We start from the raw sequence: 20,699 nt of genomic DNA, 5'->3' as shown, positions 1-20,699 counted from the left end.
CAACCCGTCCTCAGGCGACCTCTGCGACCGCCTTCGCCACCCGCTCCGCCTTCACGATGGTGCCGCCGCCCAGAAGGCGGGCACCGGCGCCGGGGGCATCGTAGAGCACGCAGGCCTGCCCCGGCGCAACGCCTTCCTCGCCGAGCGCGAGATGCACGGCCGGGGTGCCGTCCGCCGTGCGGCCGAGGCGCGCCGGTACCGGGGGACGGGTGGACCGCACCTTCACATGGACTTCAGCCTCGGCATCCAGCGCCGCGGCGAAGGGGATATCCCCCAGCCAGTTCACGTCGGCCATGGAGATGGCCCGCACCGCCAGCGCCTCGCGCGGGCCGACCCGCACCTCGCGCCGGGAGGCGTCGATGGAGATCACATAGAGCGGCTCGGGCGTGGCGATGCCGAGGCCCTTGCGCTGGCCGATGGTGTAATGGAGCACGCCCTTGTGGCGGCCGAGCACCCGGCCATCCAGATGCACGATGTCGCCCGCCTCGCCGGCCTCGGGCCGCAGACGCTGCACCACCTCGGCATAATCGCCGCCGGGCACGAAGCAGATGTCCTGGCTGTCGGGCTTCTCCGCCACCGGCAGGCCGAATTCGGCCGCGAGCGCCCGCACGTCCGCCTTCTGCATCTCGCCCAGGGGGAAACGCAGCTTGTCGAGCTGGGCGGCCGTGGTGGCATAGAGGAAATAGGACTGGTCCCGCGCCTCCTCCGCCGCGCGGAACAGGCCGCGTTTGCCGCCCGGCAACGCGCGGCTCGCCACATAATGGCCCGTAGCGAGGTAACGCGCGCCCAGTTCCTCGGCGGTGGCGAGCAGGTCGCGGAACTTGACGGTGCGGTTGCAGTCCACGCAGGGAATGGGGGTGACGCCGGCCGCATAGCTTGCGGCGAAGCGGTCGATCACCTCCTCGCGGAAGCGGCTTTCGTAATCGAGCACGTAATGGGGGATGCCCAGCGTGCGCGCCACTTCGCTGGCGTCATAGATGTCCTGCCCCGCGCAGCACGAGCCGGGCCGGTGCGCCGCCTCGCCATGGTCGTAGAGCTGGAGGGTGACGCCCACCACGTCATAGCCGGCGCGGGCCAAAAGGGCCGCCACCACGGACGAATCCACCCCGCCCGACATGGCCACCACGACGCGCGTCGCCGCGCGATCGGCACGGGCGGCGTCGGAAGCATCGAGGAGGAGGTCGTCGGTCATCTCGGTCGTCGGTTTTCGGCCGTGGGGTCGGAAGGAAGCGCGGCAGAACGTATGCCGCACCGTCGCCAAGTGCAAACAAGGTGCAAACGATTGGCATCTGAGCCACGCGAGCGCGGCGAAAAAACGGCCTTCCCGCCCGCGCCGCGGCGCCCCATCACCCCCGCGCCACCCGGCGGGTCGGCTCCTCGTCCTCCACCGGCCCCTCGAACACCGAAACGAGGGCGCGGCGGATGGTGGACTGGCGGGCGGCGCCGGTGATCTTCGCGCCCATCAGGTCGGTGACGTAGAACACGTCCACCGCCCGCTCGCCGAAGGTGGCGACATGGGCCGAGGCGATGTTGAGGTTGAGCCGCGACAAAGTGTTGGTGAGGGCGAACAGCAGGCCCGGCCGGTCGAGACCGGACACCTCCACCACCGTGTGGCGGTTCGACCAGGAATTGTTCACCGTCACCTCGGGCTCCACCGTGAAGGTGCGGCGGCCCTTGGGCAGCTTCTTGGCCATCACCTCCGGCAGGCGGACCTCGCCGGTCAGCGCCTGCTCCACCGCTTCCCGAATGCGGTTGGCGCGGCGCAGTTCGTCCTCGTCATGGTCGAAGGCGCGGCGGATGGCGATGGTGTCGAGCGCCAGCCCGTCCGTGGTGGTGGAGATCTGCGCGTCCACGATGTTGGCGCCTGCCGCGGCGCAGGCCCCGGCAATGATGGACAGGAGTTTGGGATGGTCCGGCGCCAGCACGGTGAGCGTGGTGATGCCGCGGCCCGGCTCCAGCGACGCATGGGTGGCGATGGAGCGGCCGGCCGTCTCCGCCTCGTCCACGAAGCGGGCGTGGCGCAGCTTGGTCTCGAGGTCCACACGCAGCCAGTAGGGCGGATAATGGCGCGCCACATAGGCGGCCACCTTCTCGTCGTCCCAGTCGGAGAGGGCCGAGCGGAACTGGGACTGGGCGGCGGTGACGCGCTTGCCCCGGTCCACTTCCGAGAAGCCGCCGGTGAGCACCGGCTCGGTCTCGTAATAAAGCGTGCGCAGAAGCTGCGCCTTCCAGCCGTTCCAGGTGCCCGGCCCCACCGCCTTGATATCGGCCGTGGTGAGGATGGTGAGCAGCTTCATCCGCTCCAGGTTCTGCACCACGGAGGCGAAATTCTCGATGGTCTTGCGGTCGGACAGGTCGCGGGACTGGGCGACCGTGGACATGACGAGGTGCTGCTCCACCAGCCACGCCACCGTCTCGGTCTCCACCGGAGACAGGCCGAAGCGCGGGCACAGCTTGCGCGCGATGCGGGCGCCGGCCACCGAGTGGTCCTCCGGGCGACCCTTGGCGATGTCGTGCAGCAGCAGGGCGACATAGAGCAGGTTGCGGTTCTTCACCGTGCCCATCAGCTCGTTGGCGAGCCCGTTTTCCGGGTTCACCTTGCGCTCGATCTCCGAGAGGATGCCGATGCAGCGCAGGAGGTGCTCGTCCACCGTATAGTGGTGGTACATGTTGAACTGCATCATGGCGACGACCTTGCCGAACTCCGGCAGGAACCGCCCCAGCACACCCACCTCGTTCATCCGCCTGAGCACCGTCTCGGGCGCGTCCTTGGAGGTGACGATCTCCAGGAACAGCCGGTTCGCCTCCGGATTCTCGCGCACGCTCGCATCGATGAGCCCGAGGGAGCGGGCGGCGAGCTGGCTGGCGTCGGGATGCAGCGCGAGATTGCGCTTGTCGGCCACGTGGAAGATGCGGATGAGGTTCACCGGGTCGCGGTTGAACGCCTCCGGGTCCGCCACGTTCAGGCGGTCATGGTCGAGGATGAAGTCCGTCGTGTCCTTCAGCGTGATGCGGCGGGAGCCGGCGCGGAAGCGCTCCACCATGCCCTTGAGGCCCGGCACCGGCTTCTCGTGGCGCTCCTCCAGCGCGGCGGAGAGGATGGCGGTGAGGTCGCCCACATCCTTCGCCACGAGGAAATAGTGCTTCATGAAGCGTTCCACGTCCTTCTGGCCGGGATGCTCCGTATAGCCGAGGCGCAGCGCCATCTCCCGCTGCAGGTCGAAGGAGAGGCGGTCCTCGGCGCGGCCGGTGAGGAAGTGCAGGTGGCAGCGCACGGACCACAGGAAGTCCTCGCACTTCTTGAAGAGGTTCGCCTCCTCGCGGGTGAACACGCCCTTGGCGACGAGCTGGCTCGCGGTCTGCACCCGGTAGACGTATTTGGATATCCAGAAGAGGGTGTGCAGGTCCCGGAGGCCGCCCTTGCTCTCCTTGACGTTGGGCTCGACGAGGTAGCGCGACTGGCCGGAGCGGCGCAGGCGATCCTCGCGCTCCGCCATCTTGGCGGCGACGAACTCGGCGCCGGTGCCCTCCACCACTTCCTTGTCGAAGCGCTTCTCCAGATCCTCGAACAGCGCCTTGTCGCCGACAAGGAAGCGGGCTTCGAGGATGGAGGTGCGGATGGTGAAGTCCGCCCGGGCCTGCCGCAGACATTCCTCGACCGAGCGGGTGGCGTGGCCCACCTTCAGCCCGAGATCCCAGAGGATGTAGAGCATGGCCTCGGCGACGCTCTCGCCCCAGGCCGTCTGCTTGTAGGGCAGCACGAATAGGATGTCGGTGTCGGAGCCCGGCGCCATCATGCCGCGGCCGTATCCGCCCACCGCCACCACCGCCATGCGCTCGGAGCGGGAGGGGTTATCGACCGGGTAGAGGAAGGTGGTGGCCACCTCATAGGCGCTGGTGATGACCGCATCCTGCAGCGCGGAGAGACGCATGGCGCAGCAGCGGCCGCAGCCGTCTTCCAGCAGCAGGCGCTCGGCGGCGGCGCGGCCTTCCTGCATGCCCTTCTTGAGGCGTGCGACGACGGCGTTGCGCAAATCGAGGTCGCGGCCCTTGTGGGCGGAAGCGATTTCCCTGATCTCGGCCTTGAGGGCCTGGCCTTCGAAGGGTTCGCCGATGACGCGGTTGACCTTGGAGGAACGGACGGTGGGCATTGCTCGGCGATCTGGAGGCACGAAGGACAGGAGCCTTCATCTTTACCGCAATCAGCGCCCGGCCGCGAGCGGCGTTCATTGGTCGCTCTCGAATCGGCCGCAGCGGAACCTATATTTCTGTGATGGAACACATGCCGTACGGACAGCTTCGCGCTCGGGCCGCCCAGACATTCCGCAAGGTGATGTATGGCGCGGTGGCGCTGGCGATCGCGCTCGCGCCGGCCGGTGCCCTGGCCGCGACGGGGGTGGGCACGCCCATCGTGGGCGGAGCGGCGGTCATCCCCCCGATCCAGCGGCCGGCGCCGCGTCCCGTGGTGCGGCCAGCCCCGACCGTCCCGCGCGCGCCTACCGTCGTGACGCCCAGGCCGAAGCTGCCGGCGCCGAAGCCGGTGGTGCCGGCAGACCCCACGCCCATCATCCAGCCCGCGCCGTTCCGCAGCAACACGCCCATCGGCGCCCAGCCCGGCTCCGGCGCGCCGCTCGGCGTGCTGCCGGGCGGCCTCGCCACGCCGCTTGTGGGTCCGGCGCCCGCGCCGAACACCTGCTGGTTCTACACGACGCCGGCGAAGACCGTGGGCTACTGGAGCAAGTGCCCGTAAGGCATCCGCCTGAAGACCACCCGCGAAAACGCTTGCCGCGTAACGCTTCCTTGAGGTGAGGCGGGCACCATCTGCCCCAGCGGCTGATCTTCGCCCCATTTTGGTGGTGGAAGGAGCCGCGCGGCCCGAGAGCAGGCCGGCTATGCGACGGGAATTGGAATGACCGCACAGGGACGGGGGGACGGCATGAGGCGCGAGCCGCTCATGGAGCGGCCCGAATCCCTGTTCGATATCCGCCTCGACCCGCGCGACCGCTCCGCCGCACCGCCCCCGGAACCACCCCGCCCCGCCCGCAAGCCGGCCGCGCGGCCCAAGGCCAAGGTGGAACCCGACATGCACCCCGATCCCGCCCCGCGCCGCGGCCGCTCCGAGCCGCCGCCCCGCCGGCCCCGTCGTGGCGGCGGGGGGCGCCTCGTGTTCCGGCTGGTGAAATGGGGCTTCATCCTGGGCATGTGGGCGCTGCTCGCCCTCGCCGGCGTCATCGCCTACGAGGCGTCGAAGCTGCCGCCCATGCAGACGCTGATGATCCCCAAGCGTCCGCCCACCGTCACCGTGCAGGGGGCGGACGGCAAGACCATCGCCACACGCGGCGACATGGGCGGCGTCGCCGTGCCCATCGGCGAGTTGCCGCCCTATCTGCCCAAGGCCTTCGTCGCCATCGAGGACCAGCGTTTCTACAGCCATTTCGGCCTCGATCCCGAAGGCCTCGCGCGCGCCCTCGTCACCAACCTCACCTCCCGGCGCCTGAGGCAGGGCGGCTCGACGCTGACCCAGCAGCTCGCCAAGAACCTGTTCCTGACCCAGGAGCGCACCGCTTCGCGCAAGATGCAGGAGCTGGTGCTGGCCCTGTGGCTGGAGCACAAGTTCAGCAAGGACCAGCTGCTCGACCTCTATCTGAACCGAGTCTATTTCGGCGCCGGCGCCTATGGTGTCGAAGCCGCCGCCCAGCGCTATTTCGGCAAATCCGCGCGGCAGGTGACGCTGGCCGAGGCCGCCATGCTGGCCGGGCTCGTCAACTCGCCCTCGCGCCTCGCCCCGACGCGCAACCTCAAGGGCGCGCAGGCCCGCGCCAATCTGGTGCTGGCCGCCATGCGCGACCAGAAGATGATCACCGCGGACATGGCGAGCACCGCCCAGGCGCGCCCGGCGCAGCTCGCGCGCAGCGGCATGCCGGATTCCTCCGGCTATGTGGCCGACTGGGTGATGGACCAGCTCGATTCCGTGCTCGGCGACGGCGAACTGCCCGGCGACGTCACCGTGCGCACCACCATCGATCCCGCGCTCCAGAAGGCCGGTGAGGCGGCGCTGGAGGACACGCTGGCGAAATCCGGCGCCAAGTACGGCGTCGGCCAGGGTGCCATCGTGGTGCTCGACCCCGATGGCGGGGTGAAGGCGCTGATTGGCGGCCGCTCCTACGCTGACAGCCAGTACAACCGCGCTGTCACGGCCCGGCGGCAGCCGGGCTCGGCCTTCAAGCCGTTCATCTATCTCACCGCCGTGGAGCACGGCCTGACGCCGGAGAGCGTGCGCGAGGACGCGCCCATCCAGCTCAAGGGCTGGCGGCCGGAGAACTCGACCCGCGACTATCGCGGCCCGGTGACGCTCACCACCGCGCTCGCGCTCTCCCTGAACACGGTGTCGGTGCGCCTCGTACTGGAGTTCGGCCCCAAGGCCGTGGTGCAGACCGCCCACCGCATGGGCATCTCCTCGAACCTCGACCCCAACCCCTCCATCGCGCTCGGCACCTCCGAGGTGTCGGTGCTGGAACTGGCGGGCGCCTACACGCCCTTCGCCAATGGCGGGCTCGGCGTGATGCCCCATGTCATCGACAGCGTGATCGGGCCGGACGGCAAGCCGCTCTATGAACGCAACGTCACCGGCATGGGCCGCGTGGTCGCCTCCGAATATGTGGCGATGATGAACCACATGATGACCCAGACTCTGGCCACCGGCACCGCGCGCCGCGCCGACCTGCCGGGCTGGGAGGCGGCCGGCAAGACCGGCACCTCGCAGGATTACCGCGACGCCTGGTTCGTCGGCTACACCGCCAAGTACGTGACGGCGGTCTGGCTCGGCAATGACGATTCCTCGCCCACCAAGAAGGCCTCCGGCGCCAACCTGCCGGTGGAGATCTGGAGCCGCGTCATGAAGGCGGCGCATCAGGGCGTGCCGGTGGCGGAGCTTCCCGGCGGCCTGAGGTCCTACGGCTTCGGCGGCAACGGCTACGGCCAGCCGGGCGCCACCTACCTGCCGCCGGCCGAAATGCCGGACGACCGTCCGTCGGCCGTGGTCGGCCAGATGCCGGCGCCCCCGCCCCAGCAGGAGCCGCCCATGACGCTGGACCGCTGGTTTGCAGAAACCTTCCTGGGTCAGGGCCGGCGGTAATCGGAGGCGCGCGCCGCGCCACGAGCGCTCCCGCCTTGCGCCCGCCGCCCTGCTCTAGGATAAGGCGTCATGACCGAGACCCCTTCCCCCGCCGACGCCGATCCCTATCTCGAGCCCGGCCGCCTGCTGTTCGCCGGCGACTGGCAATTCGTCTCCGCGGCGCCCACCGTGGACGTGCTGCCGCCCATGCAGGGCATGGAGATCGCGCTCGCCGGCCGCTCCAACGTGGGCAAGTCATCCCTCGTCAATGCGCTGACCGGCCGCAAGGCGCTGGCGCGCACCTCTGTGACGCCGGGGCGCACGCAGGAGCTGATCTTCTTCCGGGTGGGGCCGGAGCTGTGTCTGGTGGACATGCCGGGCTACGGCTTCGCCAAAGCGCCGAAAGAGAAGGTCGACGCCTGGACGCGCACCATCAAGGACTATCTGCGCGGCCGGGTGAACCTCGCCCGCGTCTTCGTGCTCATCGATTCCCGCCATGGCATCAAGCCGGTGGACGAGGAGATCCTCGACCTCCTCGACAAGGCGGCCGTCTCCTACGCCATCATCCTCACCAAGGTGGATCAGGTGAAGCCCACCGCCTTGCCCTCGGTCATCGCCGGGGTGGAGGAGAAGATCCGCCGGCGGCCGGCGGCCTATCCGAAGATCTTCCCCACCTCCAGCAACACCGGGCAGGGCTTCCCGGAGCTGCGCGCGGCGGTGGCACAGCTTCTCGCCGAGCAGGGCTGAGCGCTCTACCCTCCGGCAGGCCCGGAGGGCGACCAAGCCCACGCGGCGCTTGAGCGTAATCTTGCGAAATTCGATTGGCCTCGGTCAAGGACCGAGGCCAACGGCTCAGGCCAGCAGATCGGCAACCGTGAGCGCGATCACCAGTGTCGCCTTGTCGAGGTCGGAGAGCAGCAAATTCTCGTCCGCCCGGTGGCCGTTGGCCTCCTCGATGGTGTGCGGGCCGGCGCCGTAGAGCACCACGGGCACGCCGGCCTCCGCATAGAGGCGCGCGTCCGTATAGAGCGGCACGCCGGTGGTCTTCACATCCTCGCCGGTGACGGCCGAGGCATTGCGGCAGATGACGCCGGCGAGGTGCATGGCCCTGTCGTCCGGCACCAGCGGGCGGGCGATCAGGATGCGCCGAACCTCGGCTTTCGCCTTCGAGCCCTCCAGCGCCGTGGCGATGACGCCGCGCACCTCGGCCTCCACCGCTTCCGGGTTCTCGCCGGGCACGATGCGGCGGTCGAGGCGGAAGGTGACGCGGTCCGGCACCACATTGGTGTTGATGCCGCCGGAGATGAGACCCACCGTGAGCTGCGGCGAGCCGATGCCCGGCACATCAGAGACCTTCCCCTGCAGCGTGTCGCGATAGGCATAGAGCGCGGTAAGGATCTTGGTCGCGCCCTCCAGCGCATCGATGCCGGTGAAGGGCAGCGCGGCGTGGGCCGACTTGCCGATCACCTCCACCTCCAAGTGCAGGCAGCCGTTGTGCGCCACCACGACGCCGTAGGAGAAGCCGGCCGAGACGGCATAGTCGGGCTTGGTGAGGCCGGTTTCCAGAATCCAGCCCGGCCCCACCTCGCCGCCGATCTCCTCGTCATAGGTGAAATGCAGCTCCACCGTGCCCTTCAGGGGGAGGCCGGAGCGCTTCAGCGCGTCGAGGGCGAAGGCATAGGTGGCGAAGTCGGACTTGGAGACCGCGACGCCGCGGCCATACATGCGCCCGTCCACCACCTCGGCGCCGTAGGGGTCCTTGGTCCAGCCCTCGCCGGGGGGCACCACGTCGCCATGGGCGTTGAGCGCGACCACCGGGCCCGCGTCTCCCTCTGCACCGAAGCGGTGGCGGATGATGAGGTTGGTGGCTGTGACCATGCCCGCCGCCTTCACCCGGTCGGCCGGCACGGCGTGGCGCTCGACGGTGTAGCCGAGGGCTTCCAGCAGCTCGGCGGCGCGCGCCGCATGGGGGGCGCAATCGCCGGGGGGATTGTCGGAAGGCACCTTCACCAGCTCCGCCAGGAACTGGCGCTGCGCTTCGGTGCGCTCGGCGATCAGGCTGCGGAGGGTGTCGGCGTCGGCGGTGGACATGACGTCTTCCTTGTTCTTGGGGCGGGCCGCGGCCCGCCGGTTCTCTCGGACTCGGATTCTACGCAATTCCTTTCGCAAAACCGCGATGCACTTTTGCGGGAATTGCTTCAGGGGTCGAGGGGGATGCGGTCTATTTGCCGGAAGCCCATTCCTTCAGCATGGCCCGGTCCTCGTCGGACAGTTCGGTGATGTTGTTGGGCGGCATGGCGTGGCTCAGGCCGGCCTGAACGAGGATGAGCTTGCGGTTCTTGTAGATGGCCTCCTCCGTGTCGAGGAGGATGCCGCGCGGCGCGATGGCGAAGCCCTCATATACCGGCTCGGCGGCGTGGCACATGGCGCAGCGGCCCATGACGATGTTCTGCACATCCACCGGCACGCCCACCGCCGGCCCGCTCTTCGCGAAGGCCGGGGAGACCAGCGGCGGCAGGCCCAGCGCCATGCGGCCGGCGGGCGTGGTGGTGGCCGAGATGAATATCGCGAGGATCAGGCAGACCGCCGCCACCAGCCAGCACCACGCCTTGTCGCCGCGCCCGGCGTGCCGCTCGTTGTAGAAATAGCGGATCACCGTTCCCGCCACGAGCGCCAGCGCCACGATGACGAAGGCGTAGGGCGTGGAATAGGTCAGCGGATAATGGTTGGAGATCATCAGGAAGACGACGGGCAGGGTGAAGTAGTTGTTGTGCCCGGACCGGAGCTTCGCCGTCTTGCCGTAATAGGGGTTCGGCACCTCCCCCGCCTTCAGCGCCGCCACCACCTTGTGCTGATTGGGGATGATGACGAAGAAGACGTTGCCGCTCATGATGGTGGCCATCAGCGCGCCGGTATGGATGAAGGCGGCGCGGGGCGAGAACACCTGCTGGTAGAGGAACGCGGCCAGCACCACGCCCGCGAACACGATGATGCCCACCACCAGCGGCTTGTCGCCGAGCCTGGAGCGGCAGAGCTGGTCATACGCGATCCACCCCGCCGCGAGCCCCCCGAGGCCGATGACGAGGGCGGTGATGGGCTTCAGGTTCATCACCGCCGGATCAATCAGGAAGATCGAGGACTGGTAGTAATAGACCCAGATGAGCAGGAAGAAGCCGGTGATCCAGGTGGCGTAGGACTGCCACTTGTGCCAGCCCAGCTCCTCTGGGAGGAAATCGGGCGCTACCAGATACTTCTTCACCTGATAGAAGCCGCCGCCATGCACCTCCCACGCCTCGCCGCCCTTGCCGGGCGGGATATCGGCACAGGCCTTCAGGCTGGCATCGAGGTGCATGAAGTAGAAGGACGAGCCGATCCACGCCATGCCGGCGATGATGTGCGTCCAGCGCAGCAGCAGGCTGCCATACTCGTGGAGGATGGGTTCCATTGCCGTTTCAGATCCCGTGGCTGGAAGATGCGGGCGCATCGGCCCCTGTCACGCCCACGAACGGGGACCATTGGCCCCGGCCCGCGGCGTGGGTATCGTTCTTGTGGCGTCGGGTGAGGGGTGACGAAGCGTGCTGGAGAACATGAAGGCCTTCGTCGCCTCGGTGGAGAGCGAGAGCTTCTCGGAGGCCGGGCGTCGGCTGCATTTGTCGGCCAACGTGGTCAGCCACCGCATCCAGATGCTGGAGAAGCACCTCGGCTGCCGGCTGTTCAACCGCACCACCCGCCGCATGAGCCTGACCGAGCAGGGGCGCGTCTATTACGAGGCGATCACCGAGGCCCTGCGCCTCATCGAGGCGGCGGAAAGCAACGTATCGGAACTCGGCGCCCTGCCCCGCGGCGCGCTGCGCGTCACCGCCCCGCTCCATCTCGGCCGGCGGCTGGTGGCGCAGGTGGCGGCGCGCTACCAGGAGACCCATCCCGAGATCGACGTGCGCCTGCGCCTGTCGGAACATACCCTCGACCTCATCGCCGAATCCATCGACGTGGCGCTGCGCCTCGCCACCTTCGAGGATTCCAGCATGATCATGCGCAAGGTGGCGCAGGTCGAGCGCATTGTGTGCGCCGCACCCAGCTATCTGGAGCGGGCCGGCGTGCCGCAACGGCCGCAGGATCTGCTCACCCATCAATGCCTCCTCCTGCGGTTCGCGAGCCTTCGGGAATTGCGCTGGATGCTCACCGACGAGGGCCGGGACCTCGCCGTTCCCGTCACCGGCCATCTGGAGGCCGACGACGGCGACGTGCTCACCGTGTGGGCCGTCGAGGGTCGCGGCATCGTGGTGAAGCCGCGGTTCGAGGTGGCGGACGCCCTCGCGGACGGCCGCCTCGTGCCGCTGCTGGAGAAGAACCCGCCGCAGCCGGCGACGCTGGCGGTGCTCTACCCCGCCCGTCAGTTGGTGCCGCTGAAGGTGAAGGCCTTCGCCGACATGCTGGTGGATCAGGGCCGGCGCTACATCGCCCGCGAGCTGGCCAAGATCGGGGAGCGGCTGCCGGCCTGAGCCGATCCCGCGTCCCGATGGTTTCCCTGAAGCCCGCGCGGCGATTGAGCGTGGCCCACTCGACATCGGTCGCAGACCGATGTCGATGGCATCATCAGTGCGCCTCGGCCTGCTTGGCGGCGGCGACGATCTCCTCGGTGGACGTCTTCTTCACGCCGTTGAAGAAGACGTTGAGCACCACGGCGACGATCGCGCAGAGCAGGATGCCGCTCTCCAGCAGCGGGTGCAGCTCATGCGGCAGCGCCTTGAAGAAGTTGGGCGACACCAGCGGGATCATGCCGAAGCCCACCGCGATGGCGACGATGAAGAGGTTGTTGCGGTTGGTCTTGAAGTCGACGCCGGTGAGGATGCGCGCGCCGGTGGCGGCCACCATGCCGAACATCACGAGGCCCGCGCCGCCCAGCACCACCTGCGGCACCGCCTCCACCAGCGCGGCCATCTTCGGCATCAGGCCGAGGCCGAGCATGATGACGCCGCCCGTCACCGTCACCCAGCGCGAGCGCACACCGGTGACGCCGACGAGGCCCACGTTCTGCGAGAAGGAGGTGTAGGGGAAGGTATTGAAGATGCCGCCGAGCAGCGTGCCCACGCCATCGGCCCTGAGGCCGCGGGCCAGCGCCTTCTCGTCCACCGGCTTGCCGGTCATGTCGGAGAGGGCGAGGAACATGCCCAGCGACTCGATCATGACCACGATCATCACGATGCACATGGTGATGATGGGCACGAGGTGGAACGTGGGCATGCCGAAGTGGAACGGCAGGATGACGTCGAACCACGGCGCCGCCGCCACCTTCTCGAAATGCATGATGCCGATGACCGAGGCGAGGATCGCGCCGGCGATGATGCCGAGCAGCACCGCCACATTGGCCACGAACCCTTTGCCGAAGCGGATGAAGGCGAGGATCACCAGCAGCACGAACAGGGCGATGCCGAGGCCCTGGAGCTGGGCGTAGTTGGGATTGGCGACCTGCACCACCTTGCCGTCGATGGTCTGGGTGAGGAATGGAATGCCGCCGCCGGCCCAGTTGATGCCGACCCGCATCAGCGAGATGCCGATCACCATGATGATGGTGCCCGTCACCACCGGCGGGAACAGGGGCAGCAGGCGCGAGATGAAGGGCGCCACGACGATGCCGAAGATGCCGGCGGCGATGACCGAGCCATAGATGCCGAGGATGCCGATGGAGGGATCGTTGGCCATGGACAGCATGGGGCCGACCGAGGCGAAGGTGACACCCATCATCACCGGCAGTCGGATGCCCACCCCGAGGAAGCCGAGGCATTGGGCCAGCGTCGCGAGACCGCAGGCGAACAGGTCAGCCGAGATCAGGAACGCCACCTGCTCCGGCGGCAGCTTGAGCGCGCGGCCGATGATGAGCGGCACCGCGACCGCGCCGGCATACATGACGAGGACATGCTGGAGGCCGAGCGCGGCGAGTTTCGGCGCCGGAAGGATTTCGTCTACAGGATGAACGGCTTGTGACATCTGGTTCCCCCAAAGGAAGAGCGGTCGAAATCAGGAAGGGCGTTCTTCAAATTTGTTGGCGTCGGCAACGCTCCGGCGCGGCTCCGAACGGGCACTGCCCAACGCATCGGCATGCCTCATTGGAGATCAATTCCCGAGCCGGGGAAATACGTGTGGTAATCGGAATATCTTCCGATTTTTTTGGAAAATCGATCCACCCGGCGCGGGTTATGCTGCCGCGCAGCGGAGCGTTCGCCCGGCCGCCGGCCCTGCACCCGCAAGGCTTCCGCCGGGCGCCTCGCCAGAGAGTCAGGAAGGACGAGGAAACGATGGGGCGCCTGTCCACTCACGTGCTCGATATGGTCTCCGGCGGCCCGGCCGCCGATGTGGCGGTGGAACTTTACCGGCTGACGGCCGATGGCGGGCGCACCCTCGTCACCACCCGCCGTACCAATGCGGACGGCCGCACTGATGCCCCCCTGCTTGCGGGCGACGATTTCCTCCCCGGCACCTATGAGCTGGTCTTCCACATCGGTGCCCACTTCCGCGCCACCGGCGCCCCGGTGGCGGACCCGCCTTTCCTCGACGTGGTGCCCCTGCGCGTGACCCTGATCGAGGGGCACTACCATGTGCCGCTGCTCTGCTCCCCGTGGAGCTATTCCACCTATCGGGGGTCCTGAGCCCATGCCCGCTCCCTTCACCGGCCGCGACAATTCCGGCATCCCCACCGATCCCGTCACCGGCAAGCCCTATCCGCGCGATCTCGTGGGCTATGGCCGCAATCCGCCCCACCCCCATTGGCCGGGGGATGCGCGCATCGCGGTGCAGTTCGTGGTGAATTACGAGGAGGGTGGCGAGAATTCGGTGCTCCATGGCGACAATGCCTCGGAGGCCTTCCTCTCCGAGATCATCGGCGCCGTGCCCTGGCCCCGCCAGCGGCACATGAACATGGAGTCCGTCTACGAGTTCGGCGCCCGCGTCGGTATCTGGCGGCTGCTGCGCCTGTTCGGCGAGCGCAACATGCCGGCCACCGTCTATGGCGTCGCCACCGCCCTCGCCCGCAATCCCGATGCCGTCGCGGCCATGCAGGAGGCCGGCTGGGAGCTGGCGAGCCACGGCTACAAGTGGATCGAATACAAGGACTTCACCCGCGACGCCGAGCGCGAGCACATTGAGGAGGCCGTGCGCCTGCACACCGAGGTGACGGGCGCCCGCCCGCTCGGCTTCTACCAGGGCCGCTCCGCAGAGCACACGGTGCCGCTGCTGATGGAGGAAGGCGGCTTCCTCTATGTGGCCGACAGCTATGCGGACGAACTGCCCTACTGGATCTATGGGCCGCGCGGCCCGCAGCTCGTGGTGCCCTACACCCTCGATGCCAACGACATGCGCTTCTCGGTGGCGGCGGGCTTTTCCAACGGCACGGAATTCTTCGACTATCTGAAGGACAGCTTCGACCTGCTCTATGCCGAGGGCGCCACCGCCCCGCGGATGATGTCCATCGGCCTCCACCCACGCCTCGCGGGCCGGCCGGGCCGGGCGCAGGCGCTCGCCCGCTTCCTCGATTACATCGCCGGGCACAAGAGGGTCTGGGTGGCGCGCCGCCTCGACATCGCCCGCCACTGGATCGCCCATCACCCGCCCGCCGGGGGATACCGACCCACCTACATGCCGCGCGGCCTGTTCGCGGAGCGGTTCGGCGGCGTCTACGAGCATTCGCCCTGGATCGCGGAAGGTGCCTACGACAGTGGCCTCACCGCCCGCGCCGACACGGCCGAGGGCCTCAACGAAGCCCTCGCCGCCGTGCTGCGCGCTGCGCCCCTTGAGAAGCAGATGGGCGTCATCCACGCCCATCCCGACCTCGCCGGCAAGCTCGCGGAAGCAAAGCTCCTCACTGCCGAGTCCGCCGCCGAGCAGGCCTCCGCCGGCCTCGACCAGCTCACAGCGGAGGAGAAGGCGCGCTTCACCGCCCTCAACGACGCCTACAAGGCGAAGTTCGGCTTCGTCTTCATCATGGCCATCCGCGGGCGCAGCAAGGCCGACATCCTCGCCGCCTTCGAGCGCCGCCTCGCCCACGACCGGGACACCGAGGTGGCGGAAGCGCTGGCGCAGATCGAGCGCATCGCGCTGCTGCGCCTCTCCCAGATGCTGCCGGCCGCCCCCTGAACAAGGTCTCTTCCGTGCCCCGATCTGCCCCCGGTTCCGCCCCGCTCCCCTCCCCCCTCGACGGCGAGATCATCGTCTCCCGCCTGAAGGAACTCGCCGCCTGCACCGACGTGCCCGGCGAGATGACCCGCCTGACGCTGACCCCCGCCCACAAGAGGGCGGCGGCGCAGGTGTCGTTCTGGATGCGGGAGGCGGGGCTGGCGCAGGTCCATATGGACGCCACCGGCTCCATCGTCGGGCGCTACGCGGCGGACCGTGCCAATGCGAAAACCCTCGTCCTCGGCTCCCACATCGACACCGTGCGCAATGCCGGCATCTATGACGGCAATCTCGGCGTGCTCACCGCCATCGCCGCCGTGGAGGCGCTGAAGCAGCAGGGCATCCGCCTGCCCTTCGCCATCGAGGTCGCGGCCTTCGCCGACGAGGAGGGCGTGCGCTTCCTCTCCACCCTCACCTCCTCCAAGGCCATGGCCGGCATCTTCGATCCGAAGAGCCTCGAGGACGTGGACGCCCAGGGCATCTCCCGTATGGAGGCGCTGCGCTCCTTCGGCGCGCCGGTGGATCGCGTCGCCGACTGCCGGCGCGATCCGGCGGACACGCTCGGCTATGTGGAAGTGCATATCGAGCAGGGGCCGGTGCTGGAGGCGGCGGGCGCGCCGCTCGGCATCGTCACCGGCATCGCCGGGGCCTCGCGCGGGCATGTGCGCATCCGGGGCGAGGCCGGCCATTCCGGCACCCTGCCCATGGCCATGCGCCACGACGCGCTCACCGCCGCCGCCGAGATGATCCTCACCGTGGAGGCGCGCGGCCGCGCCGACGGCAAGGAGCTTGTGGCCACCGTGGGCACCCTGCTCATCGCCGGCAGCGCGGTGAACGTGGTGCCCGGCGAGGTGCAGTTCTCCCTCGACGTGCGCGCCCTCTCCGACGAATTGCGCATCCGCGCCGTCGCCGACATCCGCGCCGCCGTGGCCGATATCGCGGAGCGGCGCGGGGTGAAGGCCAGCGTGGACATCGGCCACGAAGTGCCCGCCGCGCCGTGTCATGGCCCGCTCAAGGAGCGCATGGCCAAGGTGGTGGAGGGCCTGCAGCTTCCCGTGGTGCGGCTACCCTCGGGCGCCGGGCACGATGCCATGGTGTTTCGCGGCGTGATGCCCATGGCCATGCTGTTCGTGCGCTCGGAGAACGGCAGCCACAACCCCCGCGAATACGCCGCCCCCGCCGACATCGGCCTCGCGGCAGAAGCGCTCTATGCGTTCCTGCTGAAGACGGCCGAGGAGATGTGAAGCCCCCTCTCCGCCGTCGCCCTCCGGCTTGACCGGAGGGCCCATGCTGCCGCGAGGCAAGTGACGATACCTGCAAGTGATGATACCTGCAGGTGACGATACCCGCAGGTGACGATACCTGCAGGTGACAGCCGAGAGATGGGTGCTCCGGTCAAGCCGGAGCACGACGGCAGAATTCAATCGTCACCCGTCCGCCCGATCCGGCAGCTACGACCTCCCTCGACCACGCTGTCATCGCCCGGTTCGCCCGAGCGATCCACGGATGGCCTGACGCTTTTCCTTAATGGCCGGGAGCCGACAGGCGGCGGGGTGGATCCCCCGGATGAACCGGGGGATGACGGCTCTTGCGACGCGCACGCCTCCCCTGCCCCACACACCGAGGCGAAGTACGACTGAGGACCAACCCTCACCCCTCACCCCGCGCCAGCTCGCGCACCAGCCGCAGGAACAGATGGGGCCTGTCCGACTGGATCAGGATGTCGCCGTGGCGGCCGCCTAGCAGTGCCGCAAGGTCCGCCGCCGAGAGGTTGCGGGCGAGAACGCCATCTAGAAACGCCGAGAGCGTCCGGCGCTCCGTCGCGTCGAGGCCTTGCAGCGCGCGCACGATCAACTGGCGCTCGCCGTCCGTGCCGAGGTCCGGCGGAACCGGCGCGGCCCAAACCTCACTAAGGTTTCGGCGCCACATTCCCTGAAGAAAAGAGCGCCACTCCGGCGGGGCCGGAAGCGCCCGCCGCGTCCCTGCCGCCGTGCCGCGGCATCCGGGATGGGGTGGCATCGGCCGCCCCATCCGCCCCTCACCCGTCCGCCCGGCCGAGAACCTCCTCGGCGGTGAATTTGTAGGTGCGGCCGCAGAATTCGCAGGTCACCGTCACCTTGCCGTCGTCCTGGATCATCTCCCGCCGCTCCTCCGGGCCGAAGGAGGCGAGGACGCCGGAGACCTTCTCGCGCGAGCAGGAGCAGCGCGCGGCGATGGGCAGCGGATCGAACACACGCACGCCGCGCTCGTGGAACAGCCGGTAGAGCAGCCGCTCGGAGGAGAGGTCGCGGTCGATCAGTTCCACGTCCTCCAGCGTGCCGACGAGGGAGCGGGCCTCCACCCACGCGTCGTCCTCGTCCACGGTGTGCTCTTCCACGCCCTCGGGCGCATCGCCGGGGGAGAGGTCGGCCATGCGGGCGCGGGAAGCGTCCTGCGGCAGGAACTGGGCGAGCAGGCCACCGGCGCGCCACGAGGACTCCTTACCGCCCGGCTTCATCTCCTCGCCCACGGCGAGGCGCACGCGGGTGGGGATCTGCTCGGACTGGTGGAAATATTCGTGCGCCGCCGCCTCCAGCCCCGAGCCGTCGAGGGCGACCACGCCCTGATAGCGGTTGGTGCTGATGCCCTGGTCGATGGTCATGGCGAGATGGCCGCGCCCGAGCAGGGCCGCAGGCGAAGTCTCGTTGCGGCGCTCGGCCTCGGCCAGCGCATCGGCATCGTATCGGGCATAGGCGCGGATCTTGTCGGGGCTCACGAAGTCGGCCACCACCATGTCCACCGGCCCGTCGGTCTGGGTCTGGAGGATGAAGCGGCCCTCGAACTTCAGCGAGGAGCCGAGCAGCACCGCGAGCGTCACCGCCTCGCCCACCACACGCTTCACGGCGGGGGGATAGGCGTGATGGGCGAGCAGCGCATCGAGCGTGGGGCCGAGGCGCACCGTGCGGCCACGGATGTCGAGGGCGTCCACCTGGAAGGCGGTAACGATATCGTCCTGCGCCGCCTCGGAAGCGGCGCGGGTGGCGGTGCGGGTGCGCTCGCCCTTCATGAAAGGTCTCCGGACGTGCCGGACCCGCGTGCCAGCGCTCAGCGCACGGTCATGGGTCCAGGGGGTTGCATGGTTTCAAGTGTCTGGCCCCACACATATTCACGAGCCGGGCCGTTTCAACCCGGCTCGCAATGTCCCCGCAGCGGAAGGCTCAGCCGCCCACCGCGTCGAAGCACCAGGCGAGCACACCCTTCTGGGCATGCAGGCGGTTCTCCGCCTCGTCGAACACCACGGACTGGGGACCGTCCATCACCACGTCCGTCACCTCCTCCCCGCGATGGGCAGGCAGGCAGTGCATGAAGATGGCGTCCTTGTCCGCCCGCGCCATCAGGGCCGAATTGACCTGATAGGGCTTGAGGATGTTGTGGCGGCGCTCGGCCTCCTTGTCGCCCATGGAGACCCAGGTGTCGGTGATGACGCAATCCACGCCCTCCACCGCCTCTTCCGGGTCGCGCATGAACTTCACCTTGGCCTTGGTGCGTTTCACGAAATCCTTCAGCGCCTGGCGCGGCGACAATTCCTTGGGCGTCGCCACCTTCAGGGTGAAGTCGAAGCGGTCGGCGGCATGCACCCACGACGCCAGCACGTTGTTGGCGTCGCCGGTCCAGGCCACCGAGCGGCCGGTGATGGGGCCGCGATGCTCCTCGAAGGTCATCACGTCGGCCATCACCTGGCAGGGGTGGCTGATGCGGGTGAGGCCGTTGATGACCGGCACCGTGGCGTATTTCGCAAGCTCGGTCAGGTCGTCATGGTCCAGGATGCGGATCATGATGGCGTCGACGAAGCGCGACAGCACGCGGGCCGTGTCGGCGATGGTCTCGCCACGGCCGAGCTGCATCTCCTGGCCCGTGAGCATGATGGTCTCGCCGCCCAGCTGGCGCATGGCGAGGTCGAACGACACGCGCGTGCGGGTGGACGGCTTGTCGAACACCATGGCCAGCGACTTGCCGGCGAGCGGCTTTTCCACCGGCTCGCCCGCCTTCCGGCGGGCCTTCAGGTCCTTGGAGAAGTCCAGAACCCGGCGCAACTCCTCGGCCGGGATCTCGGACAGGTCGAGAAAATGACGCACCCCATTCCCCCTCATTCGGCCGCCCCCTTCACCGGATCGGCGGCGAGGCGCGCCTCGATGCGCCGGCAGGCGGCTTCGATCTTGTCGGCTGCGATGGCGACCTCCTCCTCGCTCACGGTGAGCGGGGGCAGCAGGCGGATGACGTTCTCGGCGGCGCCGGGCACCAGCATGCCCTCCTCGCGCAGCGCGGCGATCAGCTCGGGCGCGGGCACGGCAGCCTTGATGCCGAGCAGCAGGCCCTGCCCGCGCACCTCGGCGATGACGGCCGGATGGGTGTCGCGCAGTTCGGCGAGACGCTGCTGGAAACGGCCGGCGACGCGGTTCACGCGGGGGAGGAAGTCCTCCTCCAGCACCACGTCCAGCACCGCATTGCCCACCGCCATGGCCAGCGGGTTGCCGCCGTAGGTGGAGCCGTGGGTACCCACAGTCATGCCCTTGGCGGCCTCTTCGGTGGCAAGGCACGCCCCCATGGGGAAGCCGCCGCCGATGCCCTTGGCCACCGACATGATGTCCGGGGTGATGCCGGTCCACTCATGGGCGAACAGGCGTCCGGTGCGCCCGACACCGCTCTGCACCTCGTCCAGCACCAGAAGCAGGCCGTTCTCGTCGCACAGTTGGCGCAGGCCGGCGAGGAAGCCGGCCGGCGGCACGCGCACGCCGCCCTCACCCTGCACCGGCTCCACCAGAATGGCGGCGGTCTCGGGTGTCACCGCGGCCCGGGCGGCGTCGAGATCGCCGAACGGCACCTGGTCGAAGCCCGGGAGGTCCGGGCCGAAGCCTTCGAGATACTTCGGATTTCCGCCGGCGGCGATGGTCGCCAGCGTGCGGCCGTGGAAGGCGCCCTCGAAGGTGATGATGCGGTTCTTCTCGGGATGGCCGCTCACATACTGGTAGCGGCGCGCCATCTTGATGGCGCACTCCAGCGCTTCCGCACCGGAATTGGTGAAGAACATGGTGTCCGCGAAGGTCGCGGACTTCAGCCGGTCGGCCAGCTTCTCGGCGCCGGGAATGCGGAACAGGTTGGACACATGCCACAGCTTCGTCGCCTGCTCGGAGAGCGCGGCGGCGAGATAGGGATTGGCGTGGCCCAGCACGTTCACGGCGATGCCGGCGGTGAAGTCGAGGAAACGTCGCCCGTCCGTCGTGACGAGCCAGCAGCCCTCTCCCATCTCGAACTGGAGGTCGATGCGTGCGTAGGTCGGCAGAACGGGGGTGATCACACTATCCTCCTGGTGGACTTCGATGCAGGCTTCCTGGCCTTCGAGGTTGCACGGGTTTGCGAACAACGTGCGACAGCGGGG

Annotated in this window: 16 protein-coding genes; 7 read left to right on the top strand and 9 right to left on the bottom strand. The window is 68.7% G+C overall.

The window, feature by feature from the left end; all coding sequences use genetic code 11:
• Positions 1 to 10: 10 nt before the first annotated feature.
• Both mnmA and XAN126_RS0103525 read right to left on the bottom strand, forming a co-directional pair.
• Entirely contained in the window at positions 11 to 1,192 is a 1,182-nt protein-coding gene (gene mnmA / locus XAN126_RS0103530; RefSeq protein ID WP_024277221.1) for a tRNA 2-thiouridine(34) synthase MnmA, read from the bottom strand.
• Positions 1,193 to 1,346: 154 nt separating this feature from the next.
• A complete protein-coding gene (locus tag XAN126_RS0103525; protein WP_024277220.1) occupies positions 1,347 to 4,151 on the bottom strand; it encodes a [protein-PII] uridylyltransferase in 2,805 nt (934 codons plus the stop codon).
• Between the two features lie 131 nt (positions 4,152 to 4,282).
• Here XAN126_RS0103525 and XAN126_RS25960 point away from each other — a divergent pair, with 131 nt between their 5' ends.
• From XAN126_RS25960 to yihA, 3 genes are all read left to right on the top strand, one after another.
• The gene (locus tag XAN126_RS25960; protein WP_155982210.1) at positions 4,283 to 4,750 is read left to right on the top strand and encodes a hypothetical protein; all 468 of its coding nucleotides are present in this window, start codon (positions 4,283 to 4,285) and stop codon (positions 4,748 to 4,750) included.
• Positions 4,751 to 4,936: 186 nt separating this feature from the next.
• Positions 4,937 to 7,135, top strand: a complete 2,199-nt coding sequence (locus XAN126_RS0103515) for a penicillin-binding protein 1A (protein ID WP_245272204.1) — start codon at positions 4,937 to 4,939, stop codon at positions 7,133 to 7,135.
• A 69-nt stretch (positions 7,136 to 7,204) separates the two neighbouring features.
• The gene (gene yihA, locus XAN126_RS0103510) at positions 7,205 to 7,861 is read left to right on the top strand and encodes a ribosome biogenesis GTP-binding protein YihA/YsxC (protein ID WP_024277217.1); all 657 of its coding nucleotides are present in this window, start codon (positions 7,205 to 7,207) and stop codon (positions 7,859 to 7,861) included.
• Between the two features lie 105 nt (positions 7,862 to 7,966).
• Here the strand turns inward: yihA and XAN126_RS0103505 are convergent, their stop codons facing one another.
• On the bottom strand, positions 7,967 to 9,205 hold the full coding sequence (locus XAN126_RS0103505) for a M20/M25/M40 family metallo-hydrolase (protein ID WP_024277216.1): 1,239 nt from the start codon (positions 9,203 to 9,205) through the stop codon (positions 7,967 to 7,969).
• A gap of 130 nt (positions 9,206 to 9,335) precedes the next feature.
• Entirely contained in the window at positions 9,336 to 10,559 is a 1,224-nt protein-coding gene (locus XAN126_RS0103500) for a urate hydroxylase PuuD (protein WP_024277215.1), read from the bottom strand.
• Positions 10,560 to 10,689: 130 nt separating this feature from the next.
• Between XAN126_RS0103500 and XAN126_RS0103495 the strand changes: the two genes are divergently transcribed.
• A complete protein-coding gene (locus XAN126_RS0103495) occupies positions 10,690 to 11,616 on the top strand; it encodes a LysR family transcriptional regulator (RefSeq protein ID WP_024277214.1) in 927 nt (308 codons plus the stop codon).
• A 94-nt stretch (positions 11,617 to 11,710) separates the two neighbouring features.
• On the opposite strand, the gene XAN126_RS0103490 is transcribed toward XAN126_RS0103495, so the two are convergent.
• The gene (locus tag XAN126_RS0103490; protein ID WP_024277213.1) at positions 11,711 to 13,102 is read right to left on the bottom strand and encodes a nucleobase:cation symporter-2 family protein; all 1,392 of its coding nucleotides are present in this window, start codon (positions 13,100 to 13,102) and stop codon (positions 11,711 to 11,713) included.
• A 308-nt stretch (positions 13,103 to 13,410) separates the two neighbouring features.
• Here XAN126_RS0103490 and uraH point away from each other — a divergent pair, with 308 nt between their 5' ends.
• The 3 genes from uraH to XAN126_RS0103475 are packed head-to-tail and all read left to right on the top strand — an operon-like array spanning position 13,411 to position 16,527.
• Positions 13,411 to 13,761 (top strand): hydroxyisourate hydrolase, encoded by a 351-nt coding sequence (gene uraH, locus XAN126_RS0103485; RefSeq protein WP_024277212.1) that lies wholly within the window; start codon positions 13,411 to 13,413, stop codon positions 13,759 to 13,761.
• A 4-nt stretch (positions 13,762 to 13,765) separates the two neighbouring features.
• On the top strand, positions 13,766 to 15,244 hold the full coding sequence (gene puuE, locus XAN126_RS0103480) for an allantoinase PuuE (protein WP_024277211.1): 1,479 nt from the start codon (positions 13,766 to 13,768) through the stop codon (positions 15,242 to 15,244).
• Between the two features lie 14 nt (positions 15,245 to 15,258).
• A complete protein-coding gene (locus XAN126_RS0103475) occupies positions 15,259 to 16,527 on the top strand; it encodes an allantoate amidohydrolase (protein WP_024277210.1) in 1,269 nt (422 codons plus the stop codon).
• 406 nt (positions 16,528 to 16,933) lie between these two features.
• On the opposite strand, the gene XAN126_RS0103470 is transcribed toward XAN126_RS0103475, so the two are convergent.
• From XAN126_RS0103470 to XAN126_RS0103455, 4 genes are all read right to left on the bottom strand, one after another.
• Positions 16,934 to 17,131: a hypothetical protein gene (locus XAN126_RS0103470; protein WP_155982209.1), complete on the bottom strand. Its 198-nt coding sequence runs from the start codon at positions 17,129 to 17,131 to the stop codon at positions 16,934 to 16,936.
• Positions 17,132 to 17,321: 190 nt separating this feature from the next.
• Complete coding sequence (locus XAN126_RS0103465; protein WP_024277208.1) at positions 17,322 to 18,329, bottom strand: Hsp33 family molecular chaperone; 1,008 nt, start codon at positions 18,327 to 18,329, stop codon at positions 17,322 to 17,324.
• 151 nt (positions 18,330 to 18,480) lie between these two features.
• On the bottom strand, positions 18,481 to 19,413 hold the full coding sequence (gene argF, locus XAN126_RS0103460) for an ornithine carbamoyltransferase (RefSeq protein ID WP_024277207.1): 933 nt from the start codon (positions 19,411 to 19,413) through the stop codon (positions 18,481 to 18,483).
• Positions 19,410 to 20,618, bottom strand: coding sequence for an aspartate aminotransferase family protein (locus tag XAN126_RS0103455; protein ID WP_024277206.1), 1,209 nt, complete (start codon positions 20,616 to 20,618; stop codon positions 19,410 to 19,412). The genes argF and XAN126_RS0103455 overlap by 4 nt, the downstream gene beginning before the upstream one ends.
• Positions 20,619 to 20,699 lie beyond the last annotated feature (81 nt).

The sequence above is a fragment of the Xanthobacter sp. 126 genome, assembly GCF_000526175.1.
GTDB lineage: Bacteria > Pseudomonadota > Alphaproteobacteria > Rhizobiales > Xanthobacteraceae > Xanthobacter > Xanthobacter aminoxidans.
This window is presented reverse-complemented; position numbering and strand designations above follow the sequence as displayed.

Coding starts and splice junctions, on each gene's coding strand:
- mnmA (WP_024277221.1), bottom strand. CDS start 1,192: ATGACCGACGACCTCCTCCTCGATGCTTCCGACGCCGCCCGTGCCGAT.
- XAN126_RS0103525 (WP_024277220.1), bottom strand. CDS start 4,151: ATGCCCACCGTCCGTTCCTCCAAGGTCAACCGCGTCATCGGCGAACCC.
- XAN126_RS25960 (WP_155982210.1), top strand. CDS start 4,283: ATGCCGTACGGACAGCTTCGCGCTCGGGCCGCCCAGACATTCCGCAAG.
- XAN126_RS0103515 (WP_245272204.1), top strand. CDS start 4,937: ATGAGGCGCGAGCCGCTCATGGAGCGGCCCGAATCCCTGTTCGATATC.
- yihA (WP_024277217.1), top strand. CDS start 7,205: ATGACCGAGACCCCTTCCCCCGCCGACGCCGATCCCTATCTCGAGCCC.
- XAN126_RS0103505 (WP_024277216.1), bottom strand. CDS start 9,205: ATGTCCACCGCCGACGCCGACACCCTCCGCAGCCTGATCGCCGAGCGC.
- XAN126_RS0103500 (WP_024277215.1), bottom strand. CDS start 10,559: ATGGAACCCATCCTCCACGAGTATGGCAGCCTGCTGCTGCGCTGGACG.
- XAN126_RS0103490 (WP_024277213.1), bottom strand. CDS start 13,102: ATGTCACAAGCCGTTCATCCTGTAGACGAAATCCTTCCGGCGCCGAAA.
- uraH (WP_024277212.1), top strand. CDS start 13,411: ATGGGGCGCCTGTCCACTCACGTGCTCGATATGGTCTCCGGCGGCCCG.
- puuE (WP_024277211.1), top strand. CDS start 13,766: ATGCCCGCTCCCTTCACCGGCCGCGACAATTCCGGCATCCCCACCGAT.
- XAN126_RS0103465 (WP_024277208.1), bottom strand. CDS start 18,329: ATGAAGGGCGAGCGCACCCGCACCGCCACCCGCGCCGCTTCCGAGGCG.
- argF (WP_024277207.1), bottom strand. CDS start 19,413: ATGAGGGGGAATGGGGTGCGTCATTTTCTCGACCTGTCCGAGATCCCG.